General features: G+C 61.3%; 19 protein-coding genes. 18 read left to right on the top strand and 1 reads right to left on the bottom strand.

The features are described 5' to 3' along the window. The first annotated feature begins 8 nt into the window (after nucleotides 1-8). From RTI30_RS01270 to RTI30_RS01205, 14 genes are all read left to right on the top strand, one after another. Nucleotides 9-860, top strand: a complete 852-nt coding sequence (locus RTI30_RS01270) for a hypothetical protein (protein ID WP_312261458.1) — start codon at nucleotides 9-11, stop codon at nucleotides 858-860. Nucleotides 861-870: 10 nt separating this feature from the next. Next, nucleotides 871-3,705, top strand: a complete 2,835-nt coding sequence (locus tag RTI30_RS01265; RefSeq protein WP_312261456.1) for a valine--tRNA ligase — start codon at nucleotides 871-873, stop codon at nucleotides 3,703-3,705. Further along, on the top strand, nucleotides 3,702-5,081 hold the full coding sequence (gene nhaA / locus RTI30_RS01260) for a Na+/H+ antiporter NhaA (RefSeq protein ID WP_312261454.1): 1,380 nt from the start codon (nucleotides 3,702-3,704) through the stop codon (nucleotides 5,079-5,081). Before RTI30_RS01265 ends, nhaA begins: the two co-directional genes overlap by 4 nt. Then, the gene (nadC, locus tag RTI30_RS01255; RefSeq protein WP_312261452.1) at nucleotides 5,068-5,895 is read left to right on the top strand and encodes a carboxylating nicotinate-nucleotide diphosphorylase; all 828 of its coding nucleotides are present in this window, start codon (nucleotides 5,068-5,070) and stop codon (nucleotides 5,893-5,895) included. Before nhaA ends, nadC begins: the two co-directional genes overlap by 14 nt. Before the next feature lie 79 nt (nucleotides 5,896-5,974). Next, nucleotides 5,975-7,399 carry a polynucleotide adenylyltransferase PcnB gene (gene pcnB / locus RTI30_RS01250; RefSeq protein ID WP_312261450.1) on the top strand — a complete coding sequence of 475 codons (1,425 nt, stop codon included), beginning with the start codon at nucleotides 5,975-5,977 and terminating at the stop codon, nucleotides 7,397-7,399. 4 nt (nucleotides 7,400-7,403) lie between these two features. Further along, the gene (locus RTI30_RS01245; protein WP_312261448.1) at nucleotides 7,404-8,687 is read left to right on the top strand and encodes a CCA tRNA nucleotidyltransferase; all 1,284 of its coding nucleotides are present in this window, start codon (nucleotides 7,404-7,406) and stop codon (nucleotides 8,685-8,687) included. After that, a complete protein-coding gene (folK, locus tag RTI30_RS01240) occupies nucleotides 8,657-9,205 on the top strand; it encodes a 2-amino-4-hydroxy-6-hydroxymethyldihydropteridine diphosphokinase (RefSeq protein WP_312274617.1) in 549 nt (182 codons plus the stop codon). The genes RTI30_RS01245 and folK overlap by 31 nt, the downstream gene beginning before the upstream one ends. Continuing rightward, the gene (locus RTI30_RS01235) at nucleotides 9,199-9,792 is read left to right on the top strand and encodes a deoxynucleoside kinase (protein ID WP_312261444.1); all 594 of its coding nucleotides are present in this window, start codon (nucleotides 9,199-9,201) and stop codon (nucleotides 9,790-9,792) included. The genes folK and RTI30_RS01235 overlap by 7 nt, the downstream gene beginning before the upstream one ends. Continuing rightward, on the top strand, nucleotides 9,789-10,574 hold the full coding sequence (gene panB, locus RTI30_RS01230; RefSeq protein ID WP_312261442.1) for a 3-methyl-2-oxobutanoate hydroxymethyltransferase: 786 nt from the start codon (nucleotides 9,789-9,791) through the stop codon (nucleotides 10,572-10,574). The genes RTI30_RS01235 and panB overlap by 4 nt, the downstream gene beginning before the upstream one ends. Then, the gene (gene panC, locus RTI30_RS01225; RefSeq protein ID WP_312261440.1) at nucleotides 10,571-11,407 is read left to right on the top strand and encodes a pantoate--beta-alanine ligase; all 837 of its coding nucleotides are present in this window, start codon (nucleotides 10,571-10,573) and stop codon (nucleotides 11,405-11,407) included. The genes panB and panC overlap by 4 nt, the downstream gene beginning before the upstream one ends. Further along, nucleotides 11,404-15,231: a DUF3683 domain-containing protein gene (locus tag RTI30_RS01220; protein ID WP_312261438.1), complete on the top strand. Its 3,828-nt coding sequence runs from the start codon at nucleotides 11,404-11,406 to the stop codon at nucleotides 15,229-15,231. Before panC ends, RTI30_RS01220 begins: the two co-directional genes overlap by 4 nt. A 15-nt stretch (nucleotides 15,232-15,246) precedes the next feature. Continuing rightward, complete coding sequence (locus tag RTI30_RS01215) at nucleotides 15,247-15,414, top strand: hypothetical protein (RefSeq protein WP_312261437.1); 168 nt, start codon at nucleotides 15,247-15,249, stop codon at nucleotides 15,412-15,414. A 7-nt stretch (nucleotides 15,415-15,421) separates the two neighbouring features. Next, nucleotides 15,422-15,778 (top strand): Smr/MutS family protein, encoded by a 357-nt coding sequence (locus RTI30_RS01210; RefSeq protein ID WP_312261436.1) that lies wholly within the window; start codon nucleotides 15,422-15,424, stop codon nucleotides 15,776-15,778. 9 nt (nucleotides 15,779-15,787) lie between these two features. Next, complete coding sequence (locus RTI30_RS01205) at nucleotides 15,788-16,399, top strand: class II aldolase/adducin family protein (RefSeq protein ID WP_312261435.1); 612 nt, start codon at nucleotides 15,788-15,790, stop codon at nucleotides 16,397-16,399. Between the two features lie 2 nt (nucleotides 16,400-16,401). Here RTI30_RS01205 and RTI30_RS01200 read toward each other — a convergent pair whose 3' ends face one another. After that, on the bottom strand, nucleotides 16,402-16,674 hold the full coding sequence (locus RTI30_RS01200) for a hypothetical protein (protein WP_312261433.1): 273 nt from the start codon (nucleotides 16,672-16,674) through the stop codon (nucleotides 16,402-16,404). A gap of 107 nt (nucleotides 16,675-16,781) precedes the next feature. Here RTI30_RS01200 and RTI30_RS01195 point away from each other — a divergent pair, with 107 nt between their 5' ends. The 4 genes from RTI30_RS01195 (at nucleotide 16,782) to RTI30_RS01180 (ending at nucleotide 23,540) form a co-directional block, all read left to right on the top strand. Further along, the gene (locus tag RTI30_RS01195; RefSeq protein ID WP_312261431.1) at nucleotides 16,782-19,844 is read left to right on the top strand and encodes a PilZ domain-containing protein; all 3,063 of its coding nucleotides are present in this window, start codon (nucleotides 16,782-16,784) and stop codon (nucleotides 19,842-19,844) included. A gap of 48 nt (nucleotides 19,845-19,892) precedes the next feature. After that, entirely contained in the window at nucleotides 19,893-21,419 is a 1,527-nt protein-coding gene (gene murJ / locus RTI30_RS01190) for a murein biosynthesis integral membrane protein MurJ (RefSeq protein WP_312261429.1), read from the top strand. A gap of 93 nt (nucleotides 21,420-21,512) precedes the next feature. Further along, complete coding sequence (locus RTI30_RS01185; RefSeq protein WP_312261427.1) at nucleotides 21,513-22,913, top strand: sigma-54 dependent transcriptional regulator; 1,401 nt, start codon at nucleotides 21,513-21,515, stop codon at nucleotides 22,911-22,913. 318 nt (nucleotides 22,914-23,231) lie between these two features. Beyond that, nucleotides 23,232-23,540 (top strand): hypothetical protein, encoded by a 309-nt coding sequence (locus RTI30_RS01180; protein ID WP_312261426.1) that lies wholly within the window; start codon nucleotides 23,232-23,234, stop codon nucleotides 23,538-23,540. Nucleotides 23,541-23,681: the final 141 nt, after the last annotated feature.

The following is a 23,681-nucleotide window of genomic DNA, read 5'->3' as shown; positions in this document are numbered from 1 at the left end:
AGAATGCCATGACAGCCAATGATCGCCGCGAGCCGGTTCTCGAGGAAGCCGAGTTACCCAGCGAGGAAAAACCTTTCTTGCTTACGGAACTGCTCCGCGAGGGATTACCCCGCCCCCTCTGGCGTCGCCCCAAGGGCGAGGAAGAGACGAGTGTGGCAGAACCGCTTCGCCAGCAAACCACGGAACGAGCAGAGCCACAGTTCACCCCGACACCCAGCACCCCGCCAAGCCGCAGAAGCGAGCCACAGATCAGCATCGACGGCGCCTGGGAGGATCATCCGCAGGCTGCAGCCCCAACTGCTCCTGGCGAGAGCATCGAAGCGACCGAACTGACCCAAGCCTTGCAGCGGATTCGCGGACTCTCGGCCGGCACGGCCGATGTCGCGCCGCCGATGCCGTCTCCCGAAAGCGCTGCTGCTCCCAGCGCTACCGCGGCAGATACCGCGACGATGGCCGAAGAAACCCACACAGCCACGGCAATGCCGGCATCTTCTGTTGCTGCGGAGGTGCAGAGGCAGCCAGAAGTACCGGCCCCCGACCCTACCCGCGCTGAGAACCATGCCGAGCCGCGCTTCATGGAACCCGGATATCTGCGCGATCTCGAGACGCTTTTGCGCCGGGAAGTGGAGCGCCGCGTCGTTGCCGAAATGGAAGAACAGATCACCCAGCACCTGCAAAAGGTCTGGAAAGAGCAGGTGAGCTTGACCCTGATGCGCAGCATCGCCCTCGAGGGTATCCGTCTGCGCGAGGGCGTGGCGGAGCTCGTACACAATGCGCTTCCGGAGATACTGCAGCGCGTGGTAACCGAAGAGTTGCAAAACGCCCGGCAGACGATCGACTTCGCAGACAGCAACCCCTGAAGGATCTCCCATGACCGATTCCCTCGACCGCCCCTTCGCGCCGGCCGATATCGAGGCCTCCTGCTATGCCCTGTGGGAGCAACTCGAGGTATTCCGACCGGCGGGCACCGGCGAGCCCTACTGCATCATGCTGCCGCCGCCGAATGTGACCGGCACCCTGCATATGGGCCACGCCTTTCAGGACACCCTCATGGACATCCTCATCCGCCGGGCGCGGATGCAGGGCAAACGCACCCTTTGGCAGCCAGGTACCGACCATGCGGGTATTGCCACCCAGATGCTGGTCGAGCGCCGGCTGGAGGCCGAGGGGCAGAAACGTCACCAACTCGGTCGCCATGCCTTCTTGGAGAAAGTCTGGCAGTGGAAGGAGGAATCTGGCGGTAAGATCAGCCAGCAGATGCGCCGTCTTGGCGCCTCCTGCGATTGGCAGCGCGAACGCTTCACCCTCGACGACGGCCTCTCCCAAGCGGTGCGCGAGGTCTTCGTACGCCTGCACCAGGAAGGTCTGATTTACCGCGGCAAACGCCTGGTAAACTGGGATCCGGTACTACAGACTGCCGTCTCCGACCTGGAGGTGCTCAATAGCGAGGAGCAGGGGCATCTTTGGCACATCCGCTATGCCTTGAGCGATGGCTCCGGCGCCCTGGTGGTGGCCACGACCCGCCCGGAAACCCTGCTCGGCGACGCGGCGGTGGCGGTGCATCCCGAGGATCCGCGCTATCGCGACCTGATCGGCAAGACCCTGCGCCTGCCCATCACCGGCCGCGAAATCCCCATCATTGCCGACGAATACGTCGAGATGGAATTTGGCTCCGGATGCGTAAAGATCACCCCCGCCCACGATTTCAACGACTATCAGGTCGGACAGCGGCATCAACTGCCCCTGCTCAACATCTTTACCCCGAGTGCGCACATCCGCGATACGATCGAGGTGGTCAGCGGCAGCATCAGCGATGTCTCGATTCCCGAGGCGCTGCGCGGCCTCGATCGGTATGCGGCACGCAAGCGTCTTTTGGCCCTCCTCGAGGCCGAGGGCAGCCTCGTCGACACCCAAGACCATCGCTTGATGATCCCGCGCGGTGATCGCTCGCAAGCGGTGATCGAACCCTACCTTACCGACCAGTGGTATGTGCGCGTCGAGCCACTGGCAGCAAAGGCTCGGCAGGCGGTGGCCGATGGCCGGATCCGCTTTGTGCCGGAGAACTGGAGCCGCACCTATTTCGACTGGATGGAGCGCATCGAGGACTGGTGCATCTCGCGGCAACTCTGGTGGGGACACCAGATTCCTGCATGGTATGGCCCGGATGGCAAAATCTTCGTTGCCCATAGCGAGGAAGCGGCAGAGCAGGCCGCCGCCAAACACTACGGCATGCCGGTCGTCTTGGAGCGCGACCCCGATGTTCTCGACACCTGGTTCAGCTCGGCCCTCTGGCCCTTCAGCACCCTCGGCTGGCCGGAGCAGACCGCCGACCTGCAGACCTTCTACCCCACCTCGGTACTGGTGACCGGCTTCGACATCATCTTTTTCTGGGTCGCCCGGATGATCATGATGGGCCTGCACTTTACCGGCGAGGTGCCCTTCCGCGATGTGTATGTGCATGGTCTCATCCTCGATGGCGAAGGCCAGAAGATGAGCAAATCCAAGGGCAATGTCCTCGATCCCATCGACCTCATCGACGGCATCGGCGCCGAGGAGCTGGTGAGCAAACGCACCCAGGGGCTGATGCAACCGCAGATGGCGGAAAAGATCGCCAAGGCCACCCGTAAGGAGTATCCAGACGGCATCCCCGCCTTTGGTACCGATGCCCTGCGCTTCAGTTTTGCCAGCATTGCCACCCAGGGGCGGGATCTGCGCTTTGACCTCAAGCGCGTGGAAGGCAACCGCAATTTCTGCAACAAGATCTGGAACGCTGCCCGCTTTGCTCTCTTGCAAACCCCCGCGCCCGAACTGCTGGAGGGAGAACGCATCCTGCTGCCGCCGGAGCGCTGGATCATCGCCCGACTGCAGGCTACCGAGGCAAGCATCAACGAGGCCCTCGACCAGTATCGCTTTGCCGACGCGAGCCAAGCCCTCTACCAGTTTTTCTGGAATGACTATTGCGATTGGTATATCGAATTCAGCAAAACGGTACTGCGGCCGGAGGCGGCCTTCAGTGCTGCGGAAATTCGCGGCACCCGGCGCACCCTCCTTGCCGTACTCGAGGCTGCCCTGCGCCTCGCCCATCCCTTCCTCCCTTTTCTGACCGAGACCCTCTGGCAGCGCGTTGCACCTTTGCTAGGCAAGACCGGGGAAACCATCGCCCTCGCCCCCTATCCCATTGCCGACGCCAGCAAGCGGGATGCCGAAGCCGAGGAGGATCTCGCCTGGCTCATGGATTTCATTCGCGCCTTGCGCTCGGTGCGGGGAGAGATGAACATTGCCCCGAGCGCCACCCTGCCGGTGCTGCTGCAGGGCGGCGATGCCACCGACCGCGCACGCTTGGCGCGGCTCTCGCCCTGGTTGCAACAGTTGGCGCGCTGCAATGCGCCGGTCTGGCAAGAGGGCGAAGTTCCTCCTGCTGCCCTGCAACTGCTGGGAGAACTGCGCATTTTGGTGCCCTTGGCGGGTCTCATCGACGTTGCGGCGGAATTGCAGCGCTTGGTCAAGGAAGAAAACCGTCTCCTTGGCGAACGGGAAAAGGTGCAGGCGCGCTTGGGGCAGAGTAGCTTTCGCGACCGCGCCCCGGCGGAGGTCGTTGCCCGCGAAGAGGCCCGGGTCGAAGAGCTGAACAGCGCCTTACGCGAGCTGGCTACCCAGCAGGCACGACTGGCAGAAATTGCTCGTCTGGAGGAAAACCCCGCGTGAGCAAGGGGCGAGAGGGCAGATTTCCGCAAGAACGGCTCTACCCCCTCGAGCCCCTCTTTGGCCGCTTTCTTACCCCGCTCGAGCAATTCTTCCGCCGCGCCACCACCGGCGGCATCGTACTGATTGGCGTAACCCTGGTAACCCTGCTGCTCAGCAATTCGGCCCTGCAGGCCAACTATCAGCACTTTTGGCATCAGCATTTGTCCCTGCAACTCGGGCAATGGCGTCTCGATCACGATCTGCAGGAATGGGTCAACGACGCCCTCATGGCGGTCTTTTTTTTCGTCATCGGCCTCGAGCTCAAACGCGAGTTGCTGGTGGGAGAACTAGCCCGTATCAGCGATGCAATTCTGCCCATTGTCGCGGCGCTGGGGGGCATGTTGGTGCCGGCGCTGCTCTTTACCGCTCTCAATGCCGGGACTGTCGGCGCGCCGGGGTGGGGGATTCCCATGGCCACCGACATCGCCTTTGCCATCGGCATCCTGGTTTTGCTGGCCTGGCGGATACCGCGCAATCTCCTCATCTTTCTCACCGCCCTGGCCATTGCCGATGATCTCGGTGCGGTCCTCGTCATTGCCATTTTCTATACCGCCCATATCGCTTGGTGGGCCCTGGCCAGTGCCGGGGGAATCTTTGCCTTGCTCCTCCTTCTCAACCAAAGCGGTATTCGCCAGCCCCTGCCCTATCTCTTGCTCGGGATCCTGCTTTGGTATTTTCTTCTCGTTTCCGGTATCCATGCCTCCATCGCCGGCATTCTCGTCGCCATGACGCTGCCAGCGCGCGGCTCCATCAGCCCCGCGCAGCTACGCGTTACCCTGCGCGAGCGTGAGAAAGACCTGGCCCGTCTGCTCGAACAGGACGCTCCCCTCGATCCCCTGGTGCACCCCGAACTGAGCCATCTTGCCGAGGAACTGCGCCGCACCAGTCGCGCCATGCTCTCGCCGCAGCAACGTCTGGAGCACACCATGGGTCCCTGGGTCACCTTCGTCATCCTACCCATATTTGCCCTTGCCAATGCTGGTGTGGATTTTTCGCAAGTGAGTACTGCCATGCTGTGGAGTTCGGTAACTCTGGGGGTAATACTCGGGCTCGTGCTCGGCAAGTTTGTCGGTATCAGCCTCGCCAGTTGGCTCACGGTGCGCATGGGTCTTGCGCAATTACCCCGCGGTGTTGCCTGGCGCCATCTCCTCGGTGCCGCATGGCTCGCAGGTATCGGCTTTACCATGTCGCTCTTCATCAGCCAGCTCGCCTTTACCCAAAGCGAATTACGGGAAGAAGCCAAAGTCGGTATTCTTCTTGCCTCGCTGCTGGCTGGTATCATTGGCTTACTGTGGCTGTGGCTAGCCAGTGGAGAAAAAACCCATGCTGCCTGCTGATCTCGATGCAACCGTTGCCCGCGCCCTGGCCGAAGATATTGGTAGTGGCGATCTCAGCGCGGCCCTGATCGATCGCGAGCAACTCTTACGGGCCCACATCATCAGCCGCGAAGCTGGGGTGCTCTGCGGCAGCCCCTATGTCGATGCGGTCTTTGCCCGGCTAGCGCCGGGGCTCAGGGTAGAGTGGCAGCTACAGGAGGGCGATGCCATTGCTCCCGGGCAAGAGCTTTGCCGCCTGCAGGGGCCAGCCGGAGCCCTGCTCAGCGGCGAACGCAGCGCCCTCAATTTCTTGCAGCTACTCTCGGCCACGGCAACGCAGACCCGGCGCTTTGTAGAACGCTTGGCCGGCAGCTCCACCCGCCTCCTCGATACCCGCAAGACCCTCCCGGGCCTGCGGCTGGCGCAGAAATATGCGGTGCGGGTGGGCGGCGGCCACAATCATCGTCTGGGCCTCTTCGATGGTATTCTCATCAAGGAAAACCATATTGCCGCCATTGGCGGCATTGGCGCGGCCATCGAGCGTGCCCGCCGCCTCGCGCCGGTGCTCACCCGTATCGAGGTCGAGGTCGAGACGCTGCAGCAGCTGGAAGAAGCACTCGCGGCGGCTGCCGACATGGTCCTCCTCGATAATTTTTCCCTTGCCGACCTGCGTGCAGCCGTGCAGCGAGTAGGCGGACAGATCCCCCTCGAAGCGTCGGGGAATATTTCCCTCGACACCGTGGCTGCCGTGGCCGCAACCGGCGTCGACTATCTGTCCGTCGGCAGCATCACCCGCAATGTGCAGAGTCTGGATCTTTCTCTGCGCTATTTGTGAAGACAATTTTGCCCTTCGATCCTACGCAATTTTTCGTATACACTGTCGCCGCTAACCACCGTCGGAACGGAATCACGCATTGGTCTCCCTGAAAAATTTCATTGCGGCACAACTCGCGGAAATCGAGTCGCCCGAGAGCGAGACGAAGGCCGTCGACCTGCCCGCCGGTGCCCGGGTCATTCCCCGCGAACAGCACAACGTTTCGCGCCGGCAAATCAGCGACGCCGCTTTGCAAGTGCTCAATGGCCTGCATCGTGCAGGTTACCAAGCCTATCTCGTGGGCGGCAGCGTACGCGACCTGCTCCTTGGCCGCGAACCGAAAGATTTTGACGTTTGCACCAGCGCCCGCCCCGAGGAGGTGCGCAAGCTCTTTCGACGCAACGCCCGCCTCATCGGCCGGCGGTTTATCTTGGTGCATGTGCAGTTTGGCCGCGAGATCATCGAAGTTGCCACCTTTCGCGGTGGTGCCAGCACCGACCAGGCACGTAGTGCCAGCGGCCGCATCCTTGCCGACAACGTCTACGGCAGCCTAGAAGAAGACGCCCAGCGCCGCGACTTCACCGCCAATGCGCTGTATTACAACATTGCCGACCGTAGCATCATCGACTTCTGGGACGCCTGGACAGACATTCAAGCCCAGCGCCTGCGCATGATTGGCAACGCCAGCGAGCGCTTTCGCGAAGATCCGGTGCGCATGCTCCGCGCCGCTCGCTTTGCCGCCAAATTAGGCTTCTCCCTCGACCCCGAAATCGAAGCGGCGATTCCCCTTTGTCAGCCGCTGCTGCAGGAGATCCCTGCGGCACGCCTGTACGAAGAAGTGGGCAAACTCTTTCTGGCCGGCTTTGCCCAGGCCTCGCTTGCGGTTTTACAACGATATGGACTCTTTGCCGCCCTCTTCCCGCAGCTGGCTGCCGTCGTCGACCAAGGCGAAGGGGCGCTGGCCCTTGTGCAGCTTGCCTTGGGCAATACCGATGCCCGGGTAGCGGCGGGCAAATCCGTGCATCCCGCCTTTCTCTTTGCCGCCCTGCTCTGGCCGGTGCTGCTTGCCGAGCGGGATCGCTTGATACAAGAAGACAAGCCCGAAGTAGTAGCCCTGCAGCAAGCGGCCAGCGCCGTGCTCGAAGAGAATCGGGGGCAGATCGCCATCCCGCGCCGCTTTACCCTGACGATACGGGAGATTTGGGATCTACAGGCGCGTTTTCATCGCCGCGGTGGACGCCGGCCCTACGCCCTCCTCGCCCATGAGCGCTTCCGCGCCGCCTTCGATTTTCTTGCCCTGCGCCGCGACGCCGGCGAGGATATCGCCCCTCTCGTGGCGTGGTGGCAACAGTTCCAGGATGCCGACAGCGACGGGCGCAAGCAGTTGATTGAGCAGGCCCGCCAAGAAGTGCAAGAGCCTGATCAACTGCCCTTGGGGCCGCTCCCCGTCAGCGACAAGCAGGTGGGCCGTCGGCGGCGGCGCCGACGGCGCTCGCCCAAGCGCCAGCAGGCTGGGGCCGACTAGCATCGTGACCTTCGATCGCCACCTTGCGGGCATCGAGGAGCGTATTGAGCATCTCTGGCCAGCGGCCCGCCTTGCCCGACTGCAGCGGCTCGGTCGCCTGGCAGCGGATGCCGGCGCCGCCCTCTACCTCGTCGGTGGCGTGCCCCGGGATCTCTTTCTCAACCGCCCCAGCAACGACTGGGATCTCACCCTTGTGGGTGACTTCGAGGGCTTCCTGCAGCGCTTGCTAGAACAGGGCTTTCGCGTCGAGAAGCGCTCCGCCTTTGCTACCGCGACTCTCCGGGATCCAGAAAATCTGCCTTGGGAATTGGCCCTCTGCCGAGCCGAGCGCTATCCCCGGCCCGGTGCCCTGCCCGAAATTTCTCCCGCCCCCGCCATCGACATCGATCTGCGGCGCCGGGATTTTCGCTGCAACGCCATGGCTCTCTCCCTCCGGCCAGAGGATTTTCTCCGGCTCGTCGACCCCTTCCACGGTCGCGACGACATCCACGCCGGTATCCTCGAAATTCTGCACCCCGAGTCCTTTCGCGATGACCCCACCCGCCTCCTCCGCGGTCTGCGCTTTTCTCTGCGCTTTGGCTTCCGTCTCGGGCCTCTCGCGCAAGCGCAGCGGCAAGGTCTGCTCGCCGCGGATGGCTTTGCGACCCTGAGTGGCACCCGTCTTTTTCGCGAACTCTGGCTCTTGCTCCAATTGCCCGATCTCGCTGCAAGTGTCAGCGCCTTGCGTGCCTGGGGTTTGGCCGCTCTCCTTCCCGGCGCGCACTTGCCCACCGAATTCGTCGTCGCCAAATTGCGGCGGCTGGCGGCTGTGATGCAGCAATTCCGTCAGAATTTACCAGAGGAGCCTCCCGAGCAGCCTGCCGTAGCCCTGCTTCTGCTCAGCGCTCTGGGGACGGCGGCGGAACGCGCCACCCATTGGCAGCGCTGGCAGTGGCGGGGCGTGGCAGATTGGCAGCGCGCGCTCGATGCCCTGCCGGCCAAGCTGCCCCCGCAGTCCGATGCCGCGAGCCACGCCCGCTATTGGCAGGACTGGAGCGTGGCGGGTATTCTGTGCGCTCTTGCCCTGCAGGACGACCCCGAACTGCAGCGCTCTGCTTGGCAATACCTGCAGGTGCAGCGCCGGCAGAAAACGCCGGTGGATGGGCGTGATCTGCAAGCCTGGGGAGTCGCTCCGGGGCCAGGCCTTGGGGCGCTACTGGCGCGTGTGCAGGATGCGACCTGGAACGGCGTGATTACGAACAAGGACGAGGCTTGGCGTTGGCTGAAAGAACAGAATCTGCTGCCGTGATCGCCTGGATAGGCATCGGCAGCAATCTTGCCGAGCCGCGCCTGCAGGTGGCACGCGCGCGCTTGGCCCTAGCGGAGCTACCCGACTCGCGCCTCGATTGGGTCTCCGACGACTACTGGTCGGAGCCCGTTGGCGGCGTCGTCCAAGATCCCTTCGTCAATGCCGTTGCCCGCCTCGAAACGCGCCTGCCGGCAGAGCAACTCTTGCCGGCCCTGCATCTGATCGAGGCCAAGGCAGGACGACGGCGTGCCCAAGAGCAGGTCTGGGGGCCACGCATCCTCGATCTCGATCTCCTGCTCTACGGCGAACTGCAGAGTCAGGAGCCCCGTCTGCGCCTGCCCCATCCCGAGATTGCCCGCCGCGCCTTCGTCCTCCGCCCTCTGGCGGACTACGATCCAGAACTGCTGATTCCGGGACTGGGCAAGGTAAGCGCGCTGCTACCGGCGGTGGCCATGCAGCGATTGTGGCGCATCTCCGGCGAGGCCGGGGCAAGCGCCAGGATCGGCCAGGCATGTTGATCGTTTGCGAAGGCCCCATGGGGGCGGGCAAAACCAGCCTTACCCGTCTCCTGGCCAAGCACTTTTCGGCGCCGACTTATCTTGAACGGCCGCAAGACAATCCCTTTTTGGCAGATCTCTACGCCGCCCATCGTCATGGCTTGGCTACCGAACTGCATTTCCTCCTCGAGCGCAGCGAACAATGGCAAACCCTACCCGCCGGTCTTTGCTGCAGCGACCACGCCCCGGACAAGGACCTGCTTTTTAGCGCGCAAACCCTCGACCCGCTCGAGCGCGAGCTCTACCTGCGCCTGCGCGCCCGGCTCATGCCCACGCCGCCCCCGGTAGCTTTGATGATCTTTCTCGACGCGCCCCTCGACCTGCTATACGCACGTATTGCCGAGCGCGGCGACCGCTGGGAAGGGGCGCTGCAGAAGAGCTATCTGGCGGGGATTCAGGCCCGCTATACCGACTACTTCGCCGCCTATTCCGGCCCCCATATCGACCTGCGCGGCAGCTCTCTGGATTTCGTTGCGCGGGAGAAGGATGCTATAATCTTGACCGATTTAGTCGGAAATAAACTACACGAGCTGGGGTGGTCCTTTTGAGCAAACGCATCGACTCCTGGATACAGGCCAAGCAGCGCGGCGAGAAGCGCGCCCTGATCACCGCCTACGACTACCCCTTCGCGCAAATGGCCGACGCCGCCGGGCTCGACGGCATACTCGTTGGCGACTCCCTGGGCATGGTCGTGCAAGGACGCGCCGACACCCTCGGGGTGAGCCTCGAGCAGCTCGCCTACCATACCGAGATGGTCGCGCGCGCCTGCACCCGCAGTCTGGTCTTTGCCGATCTACCCCTCGGCAGTTACGAAGAAAGCCCCGCGCAGTGCTGGCGCTCTGCCGTCACCCTGCTGCGCGCCGGCGCCGAAGTCATCAAGTGGGAGGGCGGACTGGAATTTCGCGCGCATCTGGAGTTCTGCGCCGCCCGCGGCCTCAATGTTTGCGTGCATTTGGGCCTGACGCCGCAGCGTTTGCGCCAATGGGGCGGATTCCAGCGCCAGGGTACCAGCGCCGCGGCCGCCGAGAAGCTCGAGGAGGAGGCCCTCACCCTGGCCGACTGCGGCGCCCGCTTTCTCCTGCTCGAGGCAGTCCCGGCGGAGCTTGCAGCGCGCATCAGCGCCCGCAGTCCGATTCCAGTGATCGGTATTGGCGCCGGCCCGGATACCGACGCCCAGGTCTTGGTGTTGCACGATGTGCTGGGTCTGGGCAAGGCGCCGCCCTTTGCCCGCGCCTTTGTCGATGGTGCCGCCCTGGTTGGCAAAGGCTTGGCCGACTACGCGGCGGCAGTGCGGGACGGCAGTTTCCCAGCTGGGGGGCGCACGCGTTGAACACGGTATTGCGCGATCTCGATGGCCTGCACGCCTGGCGACAGCAGCTGCCGGGTAGCCTGGCCCTGGTACCGACCATGGGGCACCTCCACGCCGGGCACCTGTCTCTGCTTCGCCTTGCCCAAGAGCATGCCGACCACGTGCTGGTGAGCATTTACGTCAACCCCTTGCAATTTGGCGCTGGCGAAGACTTTGATCGCTACCCGCGCAGTCTCGATGCCGACCTTGCCCAGCTCACGGAGGCCGGCTGCACGGCAGTTTTCGTTCCTGATGACCGCATCCTCTATCCCCAGGGTAGCGCGGCCATCACGCAGGTCGTGCCGCCCGCCACCTTGTGCGCGATCCTCTGCGGCGTACAACGGCCGGGGCATTTCACCGGTGTCGCCACGGTGGTGCTCAAGCTCTTGCAACTCACCCAGCCCGATCTACTCGTGCTCGGCGAGAAGGATTATCAACAGTACCGCATCGTCCAGCAGATGCTGGCAGACTTTCACCTGTCCACCCGGCTCCTCTGCGGCCCCACCCAGCGCGCCGCCGACGGTCTCGCCCTCAGCTCCCGCAACAGCCTGCTCACCACGGCAGAACGGGCATTGGCTCCGCGCCTGGCTGCCGAGCTCGACCGCCTCTGCCAATTACCCGCAGGCAGCGACGCCGGCTTCGCCGCTGCGGCGGCTCGCGAAAACCTAGAAGCCGCAGGCTTCGTCGTCGACTATCTCGAATTGCGCGACAGCGAAACCCTGCAGTCCCTTCCTCGCACTCAGCCCGGAGGGCGCTGGTTTGTTGCCGCCCGTCTCGGCCAGGTGCGCCTCATCGACAATAAGGTGATGCCGTGAGCGAGCGACGCGAGATTCCCTATAACTACACCTCCTTTTCCGATCGGGAAATCGTCATCCGTTTTCTTGGCGAGGAGTCCTGGCGCATTCTCGACGAACTGCGCGGACAACGGGTTACCGGCCGTTCGGCGCGGATGCTCTTTGAAGTCCTTGGCGACCTCTGGGTGGTGGCGCGTAACCCCTACCTGCAGGAAGACTTGGCCGCCAACGGCAAGCGTCGGCGCGCGCTCTGGCAGGCGCTCGATCATCGCCTCGACGAGATTGCCCGGCGCGCCGATGCCAATCCCTTGGTCATGCGTCTACTCGAGCAGTGCCGACAAGCCAAGGCCAAGTTCATTGCCGATTTTGCCGAGGAGCAGGCCCTGCGCCGTCGCGCTGCCCAGGCCTTGGGTAAGGTCAGTCACAAGGATCACATCGACTTCAGCCCCTACGCCCGCGTCGCCCACATTACCGATGCCTCGGACTGGCGCGTCGAGCTGCCCTTGGTGGTGCTCTATCCCGCCAGCGAGGAAGAACTGGCTGCCCAGGTTCGCGTCTGTCGCGAACTCCAGTTGGCCATCATTCCCCGCGGCGGCGGCACCGGCTACACCGGCGGTGCCATCCCCCTCACCCCGCGCAGCGCCGTCATCAATACCGAAAAGCTCGATCAACTCTCGGCCGTGCAAGAGGTGATGCTCCCCGGCTGTGCCACCCCGGTACCGGTGGTAGAGGCCGGCGCCGGGGTGGTAACCAAGGCGGTGGCGGACCTCGCCGAGGCGGCGGGCCTGGTTTTTGCGGTCGACCCCACTTCCCTCGATGCCTCGACCATTGGCGGCAACATCGCCATGAATGCCGGCGGCAAAAAGGCGGTGCTCTGGGGTACCGCTCTCGACAATCTCGTCTCTTGGCGCATGGTCATGCCCGATGGCAACTGGCTCGAGGTCGAGCGCCTCGACCACAACCTGGGCAAGATCCACGATCAGGAACGGGTGCGTTTTCGCGTCAGCCGCTACGCCGCCAACGGCAAAACCCCCATCGGCAACCCGGAAACCCTCGAAATGCCGGGTTCGGCCTTCCGCAAGGTCGGGCTTGGCAAGGATGTCACCGACAAGGCCCTGGGCGGCCTGCCCGGCATTCAGAAGGAGGGTTGCGACGGCATCATCACCTCCGGGCGCTTTTTGCTGCATCGCATGCCCAAGCATCTGCGCACCGTGTGCCTGGAATTCTACGGCAAGGACCTCGAGCCGGCGGTAGCGGCCATCGTCGAGGTCAAAAACCATGTCGAGTCCCTGCCCGGAGTGCTGCTGACGGGGTTGGAGCATCTCGACGAGCGCTACATCAAGGCCGTGAAATACAGCAACAAGGCACCACGCCGGGAGCGCCCGCGCATGCTGCTCTTGGCAGACATCGCCAGTGACGATGCCGATGCCGTCGGCGCGGCTGCCTCGGCGGTGGTGCGCCTAGCCAACGCCCGCGGCGCGGAGGGCTTCATTGCCACCACACCAGAGTCGCGGCGCCGCTTTTGGGCCGATCGCAGCCGCACCGCAGCCATTGCTGCCCACACCAATGCCTTCAAAATCAATGAAGACGTCGTCATTCCCCTCGATCGTCTGGGCGACTACACCCGCGCCGTCGAACGGCTCAACATCGAGCAGTCCATCGCCAACAAGCTGCGCATCATCGAAGCCCTGCAGCAGTATTTGGCGGGTGAGCTGGCGGAGCTGCGTCAGGTCAAAGACTTTGAAGACAGTGAAGAAGAGCGCGCCATCGTCGCCCAAAAGCGGCAAGCGGCCCTGCACCTGCTCGCCGAGGTGCAGCAACGCTGGCAGGGCTATCTCGCCCGGCTCGACCAGCCAGTGCGCGATCTCCTGCCCACCCTGCCCGCCGCCGAGCGAGTCGGTCTCGATCCCGAGCAGAGTCTTTTGCGTCTCTTGCTACAGCGCGACCTGCGCATCAGCTATCGCGAATCCATCGGCAAGCCCCTGGAGGAGCTCTTTGCGGGCGAGCGCTTCACCGCCGTTCTTGCGGAAATTCGCCGCATCCACGAGCGGGTGCGCCGCACGCGGATCTTCGTTGCCCTGCACATGCATGCCGGCGACGGCAACATCCACACCAATATCCCGGTCCTCTCTTCCGATCGCGAGATGCTGCAGGAAGCCGATCGCGTGGTCGATCGGATCATGGCGGTGGCCAAGGAGCTGGGAGGGGTGATTTCCGGCGAGCACGGCATCGGCATCACCAAGATGCGCTGGCTGGAGCCGGAAAAGGTAGCCGCTTTTCAGCGCTACAAAGAGGCCGTCGACCCCGAGGGCGTCTTCAACCCCGGTAAGCTGCTGCCGGGATCCGGGTTGGAACATGCCTACACCCCCTCCCTGCAACTGGTGGAGCAGGAGGCCCTGATCCTCGAGGCCAGCGCCCTCGATGCCCTTAACCGCGAAATAAAGGACTGCCTGCGCTGCGGCAAGTGCAAGCCCGTGTGCATGACCCACATCCCCCGCGCCAACCTGCTCTATTCGCCGCGCAACAAGATCCTCGCCACCGGCCTGCTCATCGAAGCCTTCCTCTACGAGGAGCAGACCCGGCGCGGGGTGTCGCGACAGCATTTTCGCGCCCTCGAGGATGTGGCGGAACACTGCACTACCTGCCACAAATGTCTAACCCCTTGTCCCGTCGATATCGATTTTGGCGAGGTTTCGGTACACATTCGCAACCTGCTGCGTGCCCGTGGCGAGAAGCATTTTTCCCCCGGCACCCGCCTCGCCCTGCACTATCTCAACGCCAGTGAGCCGCAAACGGTGCATTTTATGCGCCGCGCCGTGCTGCAGCCCGCCTACCAGGCCCAGGCCTTGGCGCACCAAATCGTCAAGCCCCTGCTGCCCAAGGGCGAGGCGCCGGCAACCACAGGCAAGGCGAACCTGCGCGCCGAGGTCATTCACTTTCTGCGCAAGCCGCTGCCCACCGACATGGGGGCACAGACCATGCGGCAGATCCTTGGCATCGTCGACAACGAGACCGTCCCCATCCTCCGCGATCCCCAATGCGCACCCGACAGCGAAGCGGTGTTCTATTTTCCCGGATGCGGCAGCGAGCGGCTGTTCAGCCAGATTGGTATGGCAACCCTTGCCATGCTCTATCGCAGCGGCGTCCAGACGGTGCTTCCCCCGGGGTATCTCTGCTGCGGCTACCCCCAGAGCGCGGCAGGGAAGGAAGACGAGGGACAGGAGATTTCCGTTCGCAATCAGGTGCTCTTCCACCGGGTTGCGAACACCCTCAATTACCTCGACATCAAGACGGTGATCCTCTCCTGCGGCACCTGCATGGATCAGCTGCTCAAGTACCAATTTGAGCAGATCTTTCCGGGCTGTCGACTTCTCGACATCCACGAGTTCCTCCTCGAGAAAGGCGTCAGCCTGCAGGGGGTATCGGGGGTGCAGTATCTCTATCACGACCCCTGTCATAGTCCGATGAAGACCTACAAGCCCCTGCAAGTTGCCGAGACTTTGCTCGGGCAGCCGGTCCGCGCTTCGGAACGCTGCTGTGGCGAGGCCGGTACCCTGGCCACCAGCCGCCCGGACATCGCTACCCAGCTGCGGGCGCGCAAGGAAGAGGTCCTGCATCAGGACATCGAGGCCCTCACCGGCGCTCCCGTAGCCAAGAAAGGCGAGGTCAAGCTCCTCACCGCCTGCCCCGCCTGCCAGCAGGGGCTGGAGCGCTACCGCCTCGATACCGGTCTCGATACCGATTACATCGTCGTCGAGCTCGCCAAGGCGCAGATGGGCGCCGACTGGGCCCGCCAATTTGCCGATGCCGCGCGTAACGGCGGCATCGAACGCGTGCTGCTCTGAGGGCAATGCGGCAGCATGGGTTTTCTCCGCGCTGATCTTCGCATTCAGCTCCTTTCGGCCATTGCTGCCTGCGCCGTCCTGGTTACCGTTCTGCTGGGTTGGCAGCCTGCCATTGCCGTCAATCTACCCTGGATGCTACTCCTGCTCGTCTGGGCCCTGGGCTATCGTGACGTATCCCACTGAGCAAAAAATGCAGATCCTGTCCCTCGATGGGGTCCTCGATCTGCATCAGTTTCGTCCCGCCGAGGTCGACGATTTGGTACGCGAGTACTTGCGCGCCTGCCGCCAAGCCGGCGTGCTGCAATTGCGCATCATCCACGGCAAGGGAAAAGGAGTGCTACGGCGACGCGTGCAACAGATCCTTGCCGAAGAACCAGCGGTGCGCAGCTATGGGCTGGCCAAAGACCGTAGCAGCTGGGGAGCCACCTGGGTCGACCTCTACCCAGCAGACGTCACTCCTCCTCGCAAAGCGACCCGGCTACCCGTGGCACCCATCCGGCCCCCTTTCTGGTATCGTCTGCTGCAAGCCATTTTTTTGCGACGCTAGGTACCACGCATGGAAACCGAAGGGGTAATCAAATTTGACCTACACTGGCAGGCTGGCCCGGCCGCCGATGCCGATTTTTTGCGCCCCCTCGAAAGCTGGCGCCAACGGCTATACGCCATCGACGGCATCGGTGCCAACCCGCGGCGCTACGGCGGTATCGGCTATGGCAATCTGAGTCGTCGCGCCGCGGGCGGCTTCTGGATCACCGGCACGCAGACCGGAGATTTAGAGTGCCTTGTTCCCGAGCACTATAGCCTAGTGGAAAACTGGGACCTAGGAGCGAACCGTGTCGATGCCAGCGGCCCTGTTAGACCTTCTTCTGAGTCCCTGAGCCACGCCGCCCTCTACGCAATACGGCCGGATATTTGCTGGGTATTTCACGCCCACTTACCAGAGCTATGGCGGCGGGCAAGTCAACTCGGCCTGCCGCAGACACCTGCAGCCGTGGAATATGGCACACCAGAAATGGCGCGGGCAGTGCAAGCCATTGCGGCGGACGCCACGCTACCCTTGGTGCTGTCCATGACCGGTCACGAAGACGGCATCCTTGCCGCAGGCCGCAGCGCCGATGACTGCGGCACCGCCTTGCTGCTCGCCTTGGCGCGATCGGCTGCTCTGTAACGCTATTCCTGAATCACTTGTAGCGCGCCGGCTTCCAGAAAAGCCGCCTCAACGATGGCTGCAGCCTGTGGGTCAAAGCCTCCATAGACGGCGGCAATCGCCGGCTTTTCGGCAAACTCGGTGCTCTCTATCCGGGGCTCTTCCTGCAGTAGTAGGTCGAGGGCGGCCGGGATTGCCGGTGGCGCATCTCCCAGGGTCTGGCGTTGGGAACGAATGTTTTGTAGGGCCGCCTGCAGAGCAGCGGTGTCGGTGAATAAGACTTTTACAATAAACACGGTCTCTCCAGTGTGGGGATTTTGGTGGGCATCTCGCTGGTCAGCATTCAGAAAAGATGCTACCTTGATGCCGCTTTAATGGGAAGGAAAGCGTAGACGCAATTCCGATGACTTCGGATACCCAAATCAATCCACTGGAGAGTCAAGACCTGCCGGATCTGCGTAGCATGTTGCCCAACCGATCGGGCCTCGACCTATCGCTCTTCCATCTCTTACTGACCAGCGATTTTTCCAGCGATGTCATTCACGATCCGGCGGATATCTGCAAGACACCAGGAACGGCTGCCATTCTCTTTTCGGAAGACGTGGGCGATGATGGTCGATTAGCAATAGTCGACCATTGCACCACCGAGCAGATATTTTTCCAGCCACAGGAGAATTTATCCCACCGACGCTATGAGCAGAGCCTCATCTGTGTCGACGGGGACGGATTCATTACCGTCTTCCTCACCGACTTCATCCGCCAGGAGAACGGCCTTTACGTCTTTGCTCGCCCGAGTGCCATCTACTCGCGCAAAAAGCGGTTCCGCGATCGTATACCGGCGAATGGGGAAATCACCATTCATCGCAGCAATCGCGAGAGTATCGTTGGTAAACTCAAAGATCTCAGCAACAGCGGCGTGGGTCTGCTGGTCGACGACTGCGATCTGCAAAGCGGGGAAATGATTCTGGTCGATTTCACCCTGCCGGGTTGCGATCCCTTTACCAGCACTGCCCTGGTGGTGCGCCAGGAAAAGCACCTCAACCGCCGCTACGGACTCTTCATTGCCGCGCGTTTCCTGCTTACTCGTTCGCAGAAATCCGCTCTGGATACCATTTTGCGGCAATTGAATCACGAAATGACCCACCCCAACCTGGATCTCGCACCGCCTACACCCGACTTTCCGGAGATGCCTACTCCTACAGAAAAGTCAGAACCGGCCCCCGAGCAAACGGATAGCCCCCGCGCGGCGGCAGAATCTGCGCCCCTCGAAATGGAGCCTGCAACTCTGCCGCGGAAAACCCCGCGCCCAGGCGTCAGTCTGATGGCCAATCTCAACATGGCGACTACCTATCAAGCCAACTTTTCGAGCACCCTGCAGCAGGCTGAACCGCCCAGTCATCCACGAATCGCCCAAAACACCGAGCATGAGATGCCTGGGGAAGCGGCCGACGCACCTTCGGCGCTCAGGTTTGACGCGGAGCCAGATAGCTTACCCACGACGCAATCGCCCGTAGCGGAGACAATGGCGGGTTTCTCGCCCGTGGAGCAGGATGTCGAGCTCGCACCGGACACTATGGACGATGCCGAGCGGGTAGAAGAGGAAGAACTCGCGCAACCCCATTACGAGGAAAGCGAGGCAGTGGCCGAGCCGCATGCGCCGCAAGGCATCGACTCTGCGGAGGACAACTGCGTGTTGGCTAGTGAACTGCCAATAGCTTCCGATACCAACGCGGAACTCTCGGAGATCCCAAGCACAACGCGCGATGAGGAAATGCTGGAAGACGATGTAGAATTGCCGCAGCCCCTCCCCCATACCGAAAGTGCCGAGGCGTCTTCCGAGCCACATGCGCCGCAAGGCATCGACTTTGCCGAGGATACCGGAATGTGGCAAGAGGCGGAGCTGCCAGCCGAGAGCGCTGCGCTTGCGCCGGCCCATCACGAGGAAAGCGAGGCGCTTGCCGAGGCGCAGACGCTTGCGCCCGATAGCGGCACTGCAGATTATCACCTTGCGTTTGATGACGAGGCGGCGGCCAGCGCACCGACGGAAACGCCAGACGGCATTCTCCAATCTGCCACCGAAACATCAGCATTGCAGGCGCCAGAGATCAGTCACAGCGCAGACGAGCGAAGCATGTTTAGCACGGTTTCGACGGTTACTACCGAAGCGACGCCACAATCTTTTGAGTCTTCTTTTTCCTCGCCCTCCTTCGTCCAGGGAAGTACCATGCCAGAGACCAGTTCCTTCGAAGCCACCTCCGTCAGCCCCGAAAAGCCGGCCCCAGGCATTCCCGGTGCTGGAATTCAGCGAGTTCGTACCCAGGTGGAGCTCGCCAGCGTTCTGTGCAGTAAGGCCGAATTGCTTGCCGAAACCGGCGACCATCGTCGAGCCGTCGAATGTTTCGACCATGCGCTCACCGTTCTTGGACACACACAAGATGCAGCGCATCTTGCGCCCAAGGTTTTGGACATCCGAGCACGTTCCCTTCTTGGTCGGGCGCGGTCTCTACATACCCTTGGCGACGGCAGAGCGCTGGAGGCGGCCAACCAAGCCATCGATGTCGTCGGTGCCCACTGGAATGACGACAAGGCCCTACGGCCGCAGCTGGCCATCGACCTGGCACAGGCGCACATGATTCGCGGTACTGCCCTCGCCACGCGCGATGCCGCAAGTGCTGTTCCGGAATATCAACGAGCCCAGGAAATTCTCAGCGTCATCCAAAAACGCTATGGCGAGCAAGTCGCTCCGGGTCTGTTGCATCAGAGTGCACGCACCGCTCTCTGCCTCGGCAATCTCTATGCCGACCAGGGTCTCTATGCCGGCGCTCTACCTTTCCTCGATCAGGCAATCGAGCTGAGCGAGAAAACCGCCAGCACCCTGCCAGAGTCGGTGAGCTGGGCATTGCTGGCGACCAAGGCAAGCGCCCTACTGCAAAAAAGTAATATGCTCTTTCTCCTTGGTCGGGAGGATGAGGCCATGCAACTCACCACCGCTGGTATCCAAGCCTGGCAGCATCTGCAGAATAAGCTGGGCGAAGAATTCACCAGCGATCAAAAGGCAGAGCTTGGCGCAGCACACCTCTTGCAGGCCAAACAGCTTGCCAATTTGGGGCTCTACACCCTGGCCAACCAAGCTGCGGAGCAGGCGCGCCAAGTCTATGTGCAGCTCGAGCATGCCCTGGGAGAGGCGTTCTCGCCAAAAATGCGCCTAGTGCTTGCCGATATTCATCTGCAGGAATCCAACGCGACCCTCGAACAAGGGAATGCGCCAAAGGCCCTCCAGCACGCCCAAGAATCCGTCGAGATCCTACAGAAGCTGGAAAAGCAGCTGGGACAGCAATTCTCCCTCGCCATGCGCGATGTTCTGGGTGCCGCCCTGCTGGCCCTCGGCAAAGCGCAGGGCGCACTAGGCAACAATCGAGCTGCTTTTGAGGCCATGGAAAAAGCGCAGAAGCTATTGCTTGGCTAATTTGACTTACCGCAGCTTGGTCCGCGACCGGGCTGGGTTCTTCCGTCGATGAACAACCTGTTCCGCAATGTCGTCCGGGTGGCAAGCAATACTTTTTTGTCCCGCCTCCTCGGCTTTGTCCGCGACGTCGTGCTCGCACACCTGTTTGGCGCCGGGATGGCCGCTGACGCCTTCTTCGTAGCCCAACGCATTCCCAATCTGTTTCGAAGACTCTTTGGCGAGGGGGCATTTTCTCAGGCCTTTGTTCCCGTTCTCAATGAGTACGTGCGGGAACGCGAGGCAGAGGAGACCCGAGATTTTCTCGCCGACGTCTTCGGCTGGCTGAGTCTCGCGTTGCTTGCCATCACGATCATCGGCATTCTCGGGGCCAGCGTCTTGGTCTATCTCTTGGCTCCCGGGTTTGCCAGCGATCCCACTAAATTCCACTTGGCGGTCTCGCTAACCCAAATCACCTTTCCCTATCTATTCCTGATTTCCTTGGTCGCCCTGTCGGGTGGCATTCTCAACACCTTCGGTCATTTTCAGGTTCCCGCCTTTACCCCGGTATTTTTGAACCTTGCCATCATTTTCAGCGCCCTCCTCTGGGCCCCGCATCTTGCTCAACCTGTTTATGCCGTGGCCTGGGGAATGCTCATTGGTGGCATCGTACAACTACTCTTCCAGATTCCCGCATTGCGAAAAGTTGGGCATTTGCACTGGCCGCGTTTACGACGCCGAGACCCGGGCGTCGCACGCGTGCTCCGACTGCTGGGTCCTGCCGCTTTTGGTGCCTCCGCAGCACAGGTCAACCTATTTCTGAATACCGTTCTCGCGTCCCTCGTTGGCGCCAATGTGGTTTCCTATTTGTACTATTCTGACCGCTTGGTAGAGTTTCCCCTCGGCGTATTTGGCGTCGCCCTCGGTACGGTCGTCCTGCCGACCTTATCCCGTTTACAAGAGGAAGAAACCTTTGCACAGACCCTCGATTGGGCGTTGCGCTGGACTTGGCTGATTGGCCTGCCAGCCACCGTCGGCCTCCTCATGCTCGGACACCCTCTGCTAGTCACCCTCTTTCGCTATGGGGCCTATAGCGCACATGACGCCGCCGAGAGCTTTCGCAGTCTCATAGGCTATGGTCTGGGCATCATTCCTATCATTGCCGCCCGCGTTCTCGCTCCCGCATTCTATGCCCGTCAAGACACCACTACACCCATGCGCTTTGCCATGATCAGTGTCGCCGTCAACATCATCTGCAGCCTGATTCTGGCTTGGCCTCTGCAACAGCTGGGGCTCTCCCTCGCCACCACCATGGCGGCCGTGGTCAACCTGCTACTTCTCTACTGGCGCCTGCGCAAAGACAAGATCTATAGCCCACAACCTGGGTGGGGAGCTTTTCTCGGCAAGACCGTATTGGCTGCCCTCGTGTTGGGAGTTGCCCTCTATTCCCTGCGTGGGTCGAGCGCATCTTGGCTGCGTTGGAGTGCCGAGATGCGCATTTTCCACCTGATGTATCTGGTGTTGGGCAGCGTCGGGCTTTACTTTTTCTTGCTGCGCGTTTTCGGCGTAGCCGAACTCAAGTCGCTTCGGCGACGTTGACGCTACACGTAACGAGAATCTCTGCGCCGATTTTGGCAAAGCCTGTGATTTTCGGCTATCCTGCGGCGACAAGAAATGGTATCCGGAGGAAAAATGCCAAAAAAACGTACCCCAGAAGAAGAAACCATCAATGTCGCCCGCAGTATTCTCTACATAGGTTCACCGTCGATCATCTCCGGTTCTCTCAATACGCTTGAGTTGTCAGGCTGGGCAGTTACCTTTGCAAGCAAGATCGATGATGCTCCCAGTATCCTGAGTCAAACACGCCCGGCCGCGGCACTTGTTGGTTTCGACGAGAGAGATCTGCTCATCAGCGGTTATAAAATCGAGACTATCATTGCGAAATATCAACACGTGCGCTGGATCGCCTTGCTACCCCCCAATGCCCTGGAGGAGACCAGTATCCGAAAGCTAGTCGGGAGCGTTTTCTACGACTATCACACCCAACCGATTCAGAGTGAACGGCTCTTGGTAGTTCTTGGCCACGCAGCGGGCATGGCCGATATTGCTGAGGAGGCACTTTACATCGCACCTCACGAGGAAGGCGCTGGAAAAGAGGTTGAGATGGTGGGCGCCAGCGAGGCTATGCAACGCGTATATCAGGATATCCGTAAAGTTGCATCTACCGACGCGCCGGTGCTCATTACCGGCGAGAGTGGTACTGGAAAAGAGTTAGCTGCCCAGGCCATACACGAACGCTCCAATCGCAAGAATGGTCCATTCATAGCCGTCAATTGTGGTGCTTTGCCGGCTAATCTCATCCAGTCCGAGCTTTTCGGGCACGAAAAAGGATCGTTCACCGGGGCTCATGAACGTAAAATTGGTCGTATTGAAAGCGCTACCGGCGGCACCCTGTTCCTCGATGAAATTGGCGACTTGCCCCTAGAGTTGCAAGTAAACCTCCTGCGCTTTTTACAAGAGCAAAAGATCCAACGCATAGGTGGGCACGAGGATATAAAAGTAAACGTGCGTGTTCTGGCAGCCACCCACGTCAACCTCGAAAAAGCGATCAGTCTTGGAAGCTTTCGCCAGGACCTCTATTACCGTCTCAACGTCTTGCAAATTCGCATGCCCCCCCTGCGCGAGCGCGAGGGCGATATTCCGCTGCTTGCGCAATATGTCTTCCAACGCTTTGCGGATGAGCGCGGTCATCGAGTAAAAGGTTTCAGTGAAGATGCTTTGCAGATCATGTGCAACTACGATTGGCCCGGCAACATCCGAGAACTTATCAATCGCGTGCGCCGAGCGATGGTGATGTGCGATAAATTTCTGATTACTGCCGCAGATCTAGGTCTTGAACGTCGACGCAATTCCCGCCTACGGCTAACCCTAGCGCAGGCGCGAGATGCGGCCGAGCGCGATGCCATCCGCGCAGCGCTCGCAGACAATCTCGGTAGCGTTACTAGAGCTGCTGAGCAACTGCAGATATCCCGGGTTTCACTCTATCGGCTCATGGAAAAACACGGTATCGCGATGCCAACAGCGAAGAGTTAGCAGGTGCTCAAACCCTGTAGTATCTCTGGTTGATGGACAGAATTATTTTTCTTTCAATACATTACCTAAAAAACCGCAAAACTGTAACTCCTGCTTTACAAACACCCCTCTCCGAACTTATCTAATTGATTGGTAAAGGTAACTTACCAACGATCGAGTCGAGGGAAGAGCTCGTCGCGGTCCAGCTGTACCAAGCATCTTACAGCCAGCCTCTGTCCATCCCTATGGTATTTTCGCCTGCGACATGTTTTTCAGTAGGTTAGACTATTGGCACGCGCATTGCTTATAGGACAGTCGTAATGCTTTGAGGGCACCGCCATGTCAACCGAACCACGTCGCTTTACTGTTTGCTGCAGTGCACTCGCGGTAGCGATCGTAGTGGCTCTAGCAGCCACCGGCGCATCCGCAGCCTCCCTAATCCCTGGGGTGCAAACCCAGACCGTTAGTAATCGAGGCTTGGCTGAGGTCAGCGGTAAAGGCATCCCCGTAAACCTTCCCAAGGTCGCCAACCAAAACGGTAGCAGCGTTGTCCTCTGGGATGAGTTGCAAGGCAAGGGCGGCAAGAGCACTAACATCCAGATCGGGAGCGCCAACCTCCAGAATACTTCCATGGCTGTTGGTCGATGAAACCCTGCATTGTAAAGCGAGGAGATTGCCTCATGTGCCGCCAGACCTTTGTCTTCCTGATCGTAGCCGCCGCCTCCGCATTCAGTGCATCGGTCTTGGCTGCGCCCGATGTTCTTGCCGGTAACACCTTGCAGTCGCAGA

This window comes from Candidatus Igneacidithiobacillus taiwanensis (genome assembly GCF_031962545.1).
Taxonomy (GTDB): Bacteria; Pseudomonadota; Gammaproteobacteria; order Acidithiobacillales; family Acidithiobacillaceae; genus Igneacidithiobacillus; species Igneacidithiobacillus taiwanensis.
Note: the sequence above shows the minus strand (reverse complement) of the source record. Positions and strands in the feature narration are given on the sequence as shown.

What these genes read in the sequence shown, in the direction of transcription:
- RTI30_RS01195 (WP_312261431.1), top strand. Translation starts at nt 16,782, where the DNA reads ATGACTTCGGATACCCAAATCAATCCACTGGAGAGTCAAGACCTGCCG.
- RTI30_RS01215 (WP_312261437.1), top strand. Translation starts at nt 15,247, where the DNA reads ATGGGTTTTCTCCGCGCTGATCTTCGCATTCAGCTCCTTTCGGCCATT.
- RTI30_RS01180 (WP_312261426.1), top strand. Translation starts at nt 23,232, where the DNA reads ATGTCAACCGAACCACGTCGCTTTACTGTTTGCTGCAGTGCACTCGCG.
- nadC (WP_312261452.1), top strand. Translation starts at nt 5,068, where the DNA reads ATGCTGCCTGCTGATCTCGATGCAACCGTTGCCCGCGCCCTGGCCGAA.
- RTI30_RS01265 (WP_312261456.1), top strand. Translation starts at nt 871, where the DNA reads ATGACCGATTCCCTCGACCGCCCCTTCGCGCCGGCCGATATCGAGGCC.
- RTI30_RS01270 (WP_312261458.1), top strand. Translation starts at nt 9, where the DNA reads ATGACAGCCAATGATCGCCGCGAGCCGGTTCTCGAGGAAGCCGAGTTA.
- RTI30_RS01210 (WP_312261436.1), top strand. Translation starts at nt 15,422, where the DNA reads ATGCAGATCCTGTCCCTCGATGGGGTCCTCGATCTGCATCAGTTTCGT.
- murJ (WP_312261429.1), top strand. Translation starts at nt 19,893, where the DNA reads ATGAACAACCTGTTCCGCAATGTCGTCCGGGTGGCAAGCAATACTTTT.
- RTI30_RS01205 (WP_312261435.1), top strand. Translation starts at nt 15,788, where the DNA reads ATGGAAACCGAAGGGGTAATCAAATTTGACCTACACTGGCAGGCTGGC.
- RTI30_RS01235 (WP_312261444.1), top strand. Translation starts at nt 9,199, where the DNA reads ATGTTGATCGTTTGCGAAGGCCCCATGGGGGCGGGCAAAACCAGCCTT.
- RTI30_RS01185 (WP_312261427.1), top strand. Translation starts at nt 21,513, where the DNA reads ATGCCAAAAAAACGTACCCCAGAAGAAGAAACCATCAATGTCGCCCGC.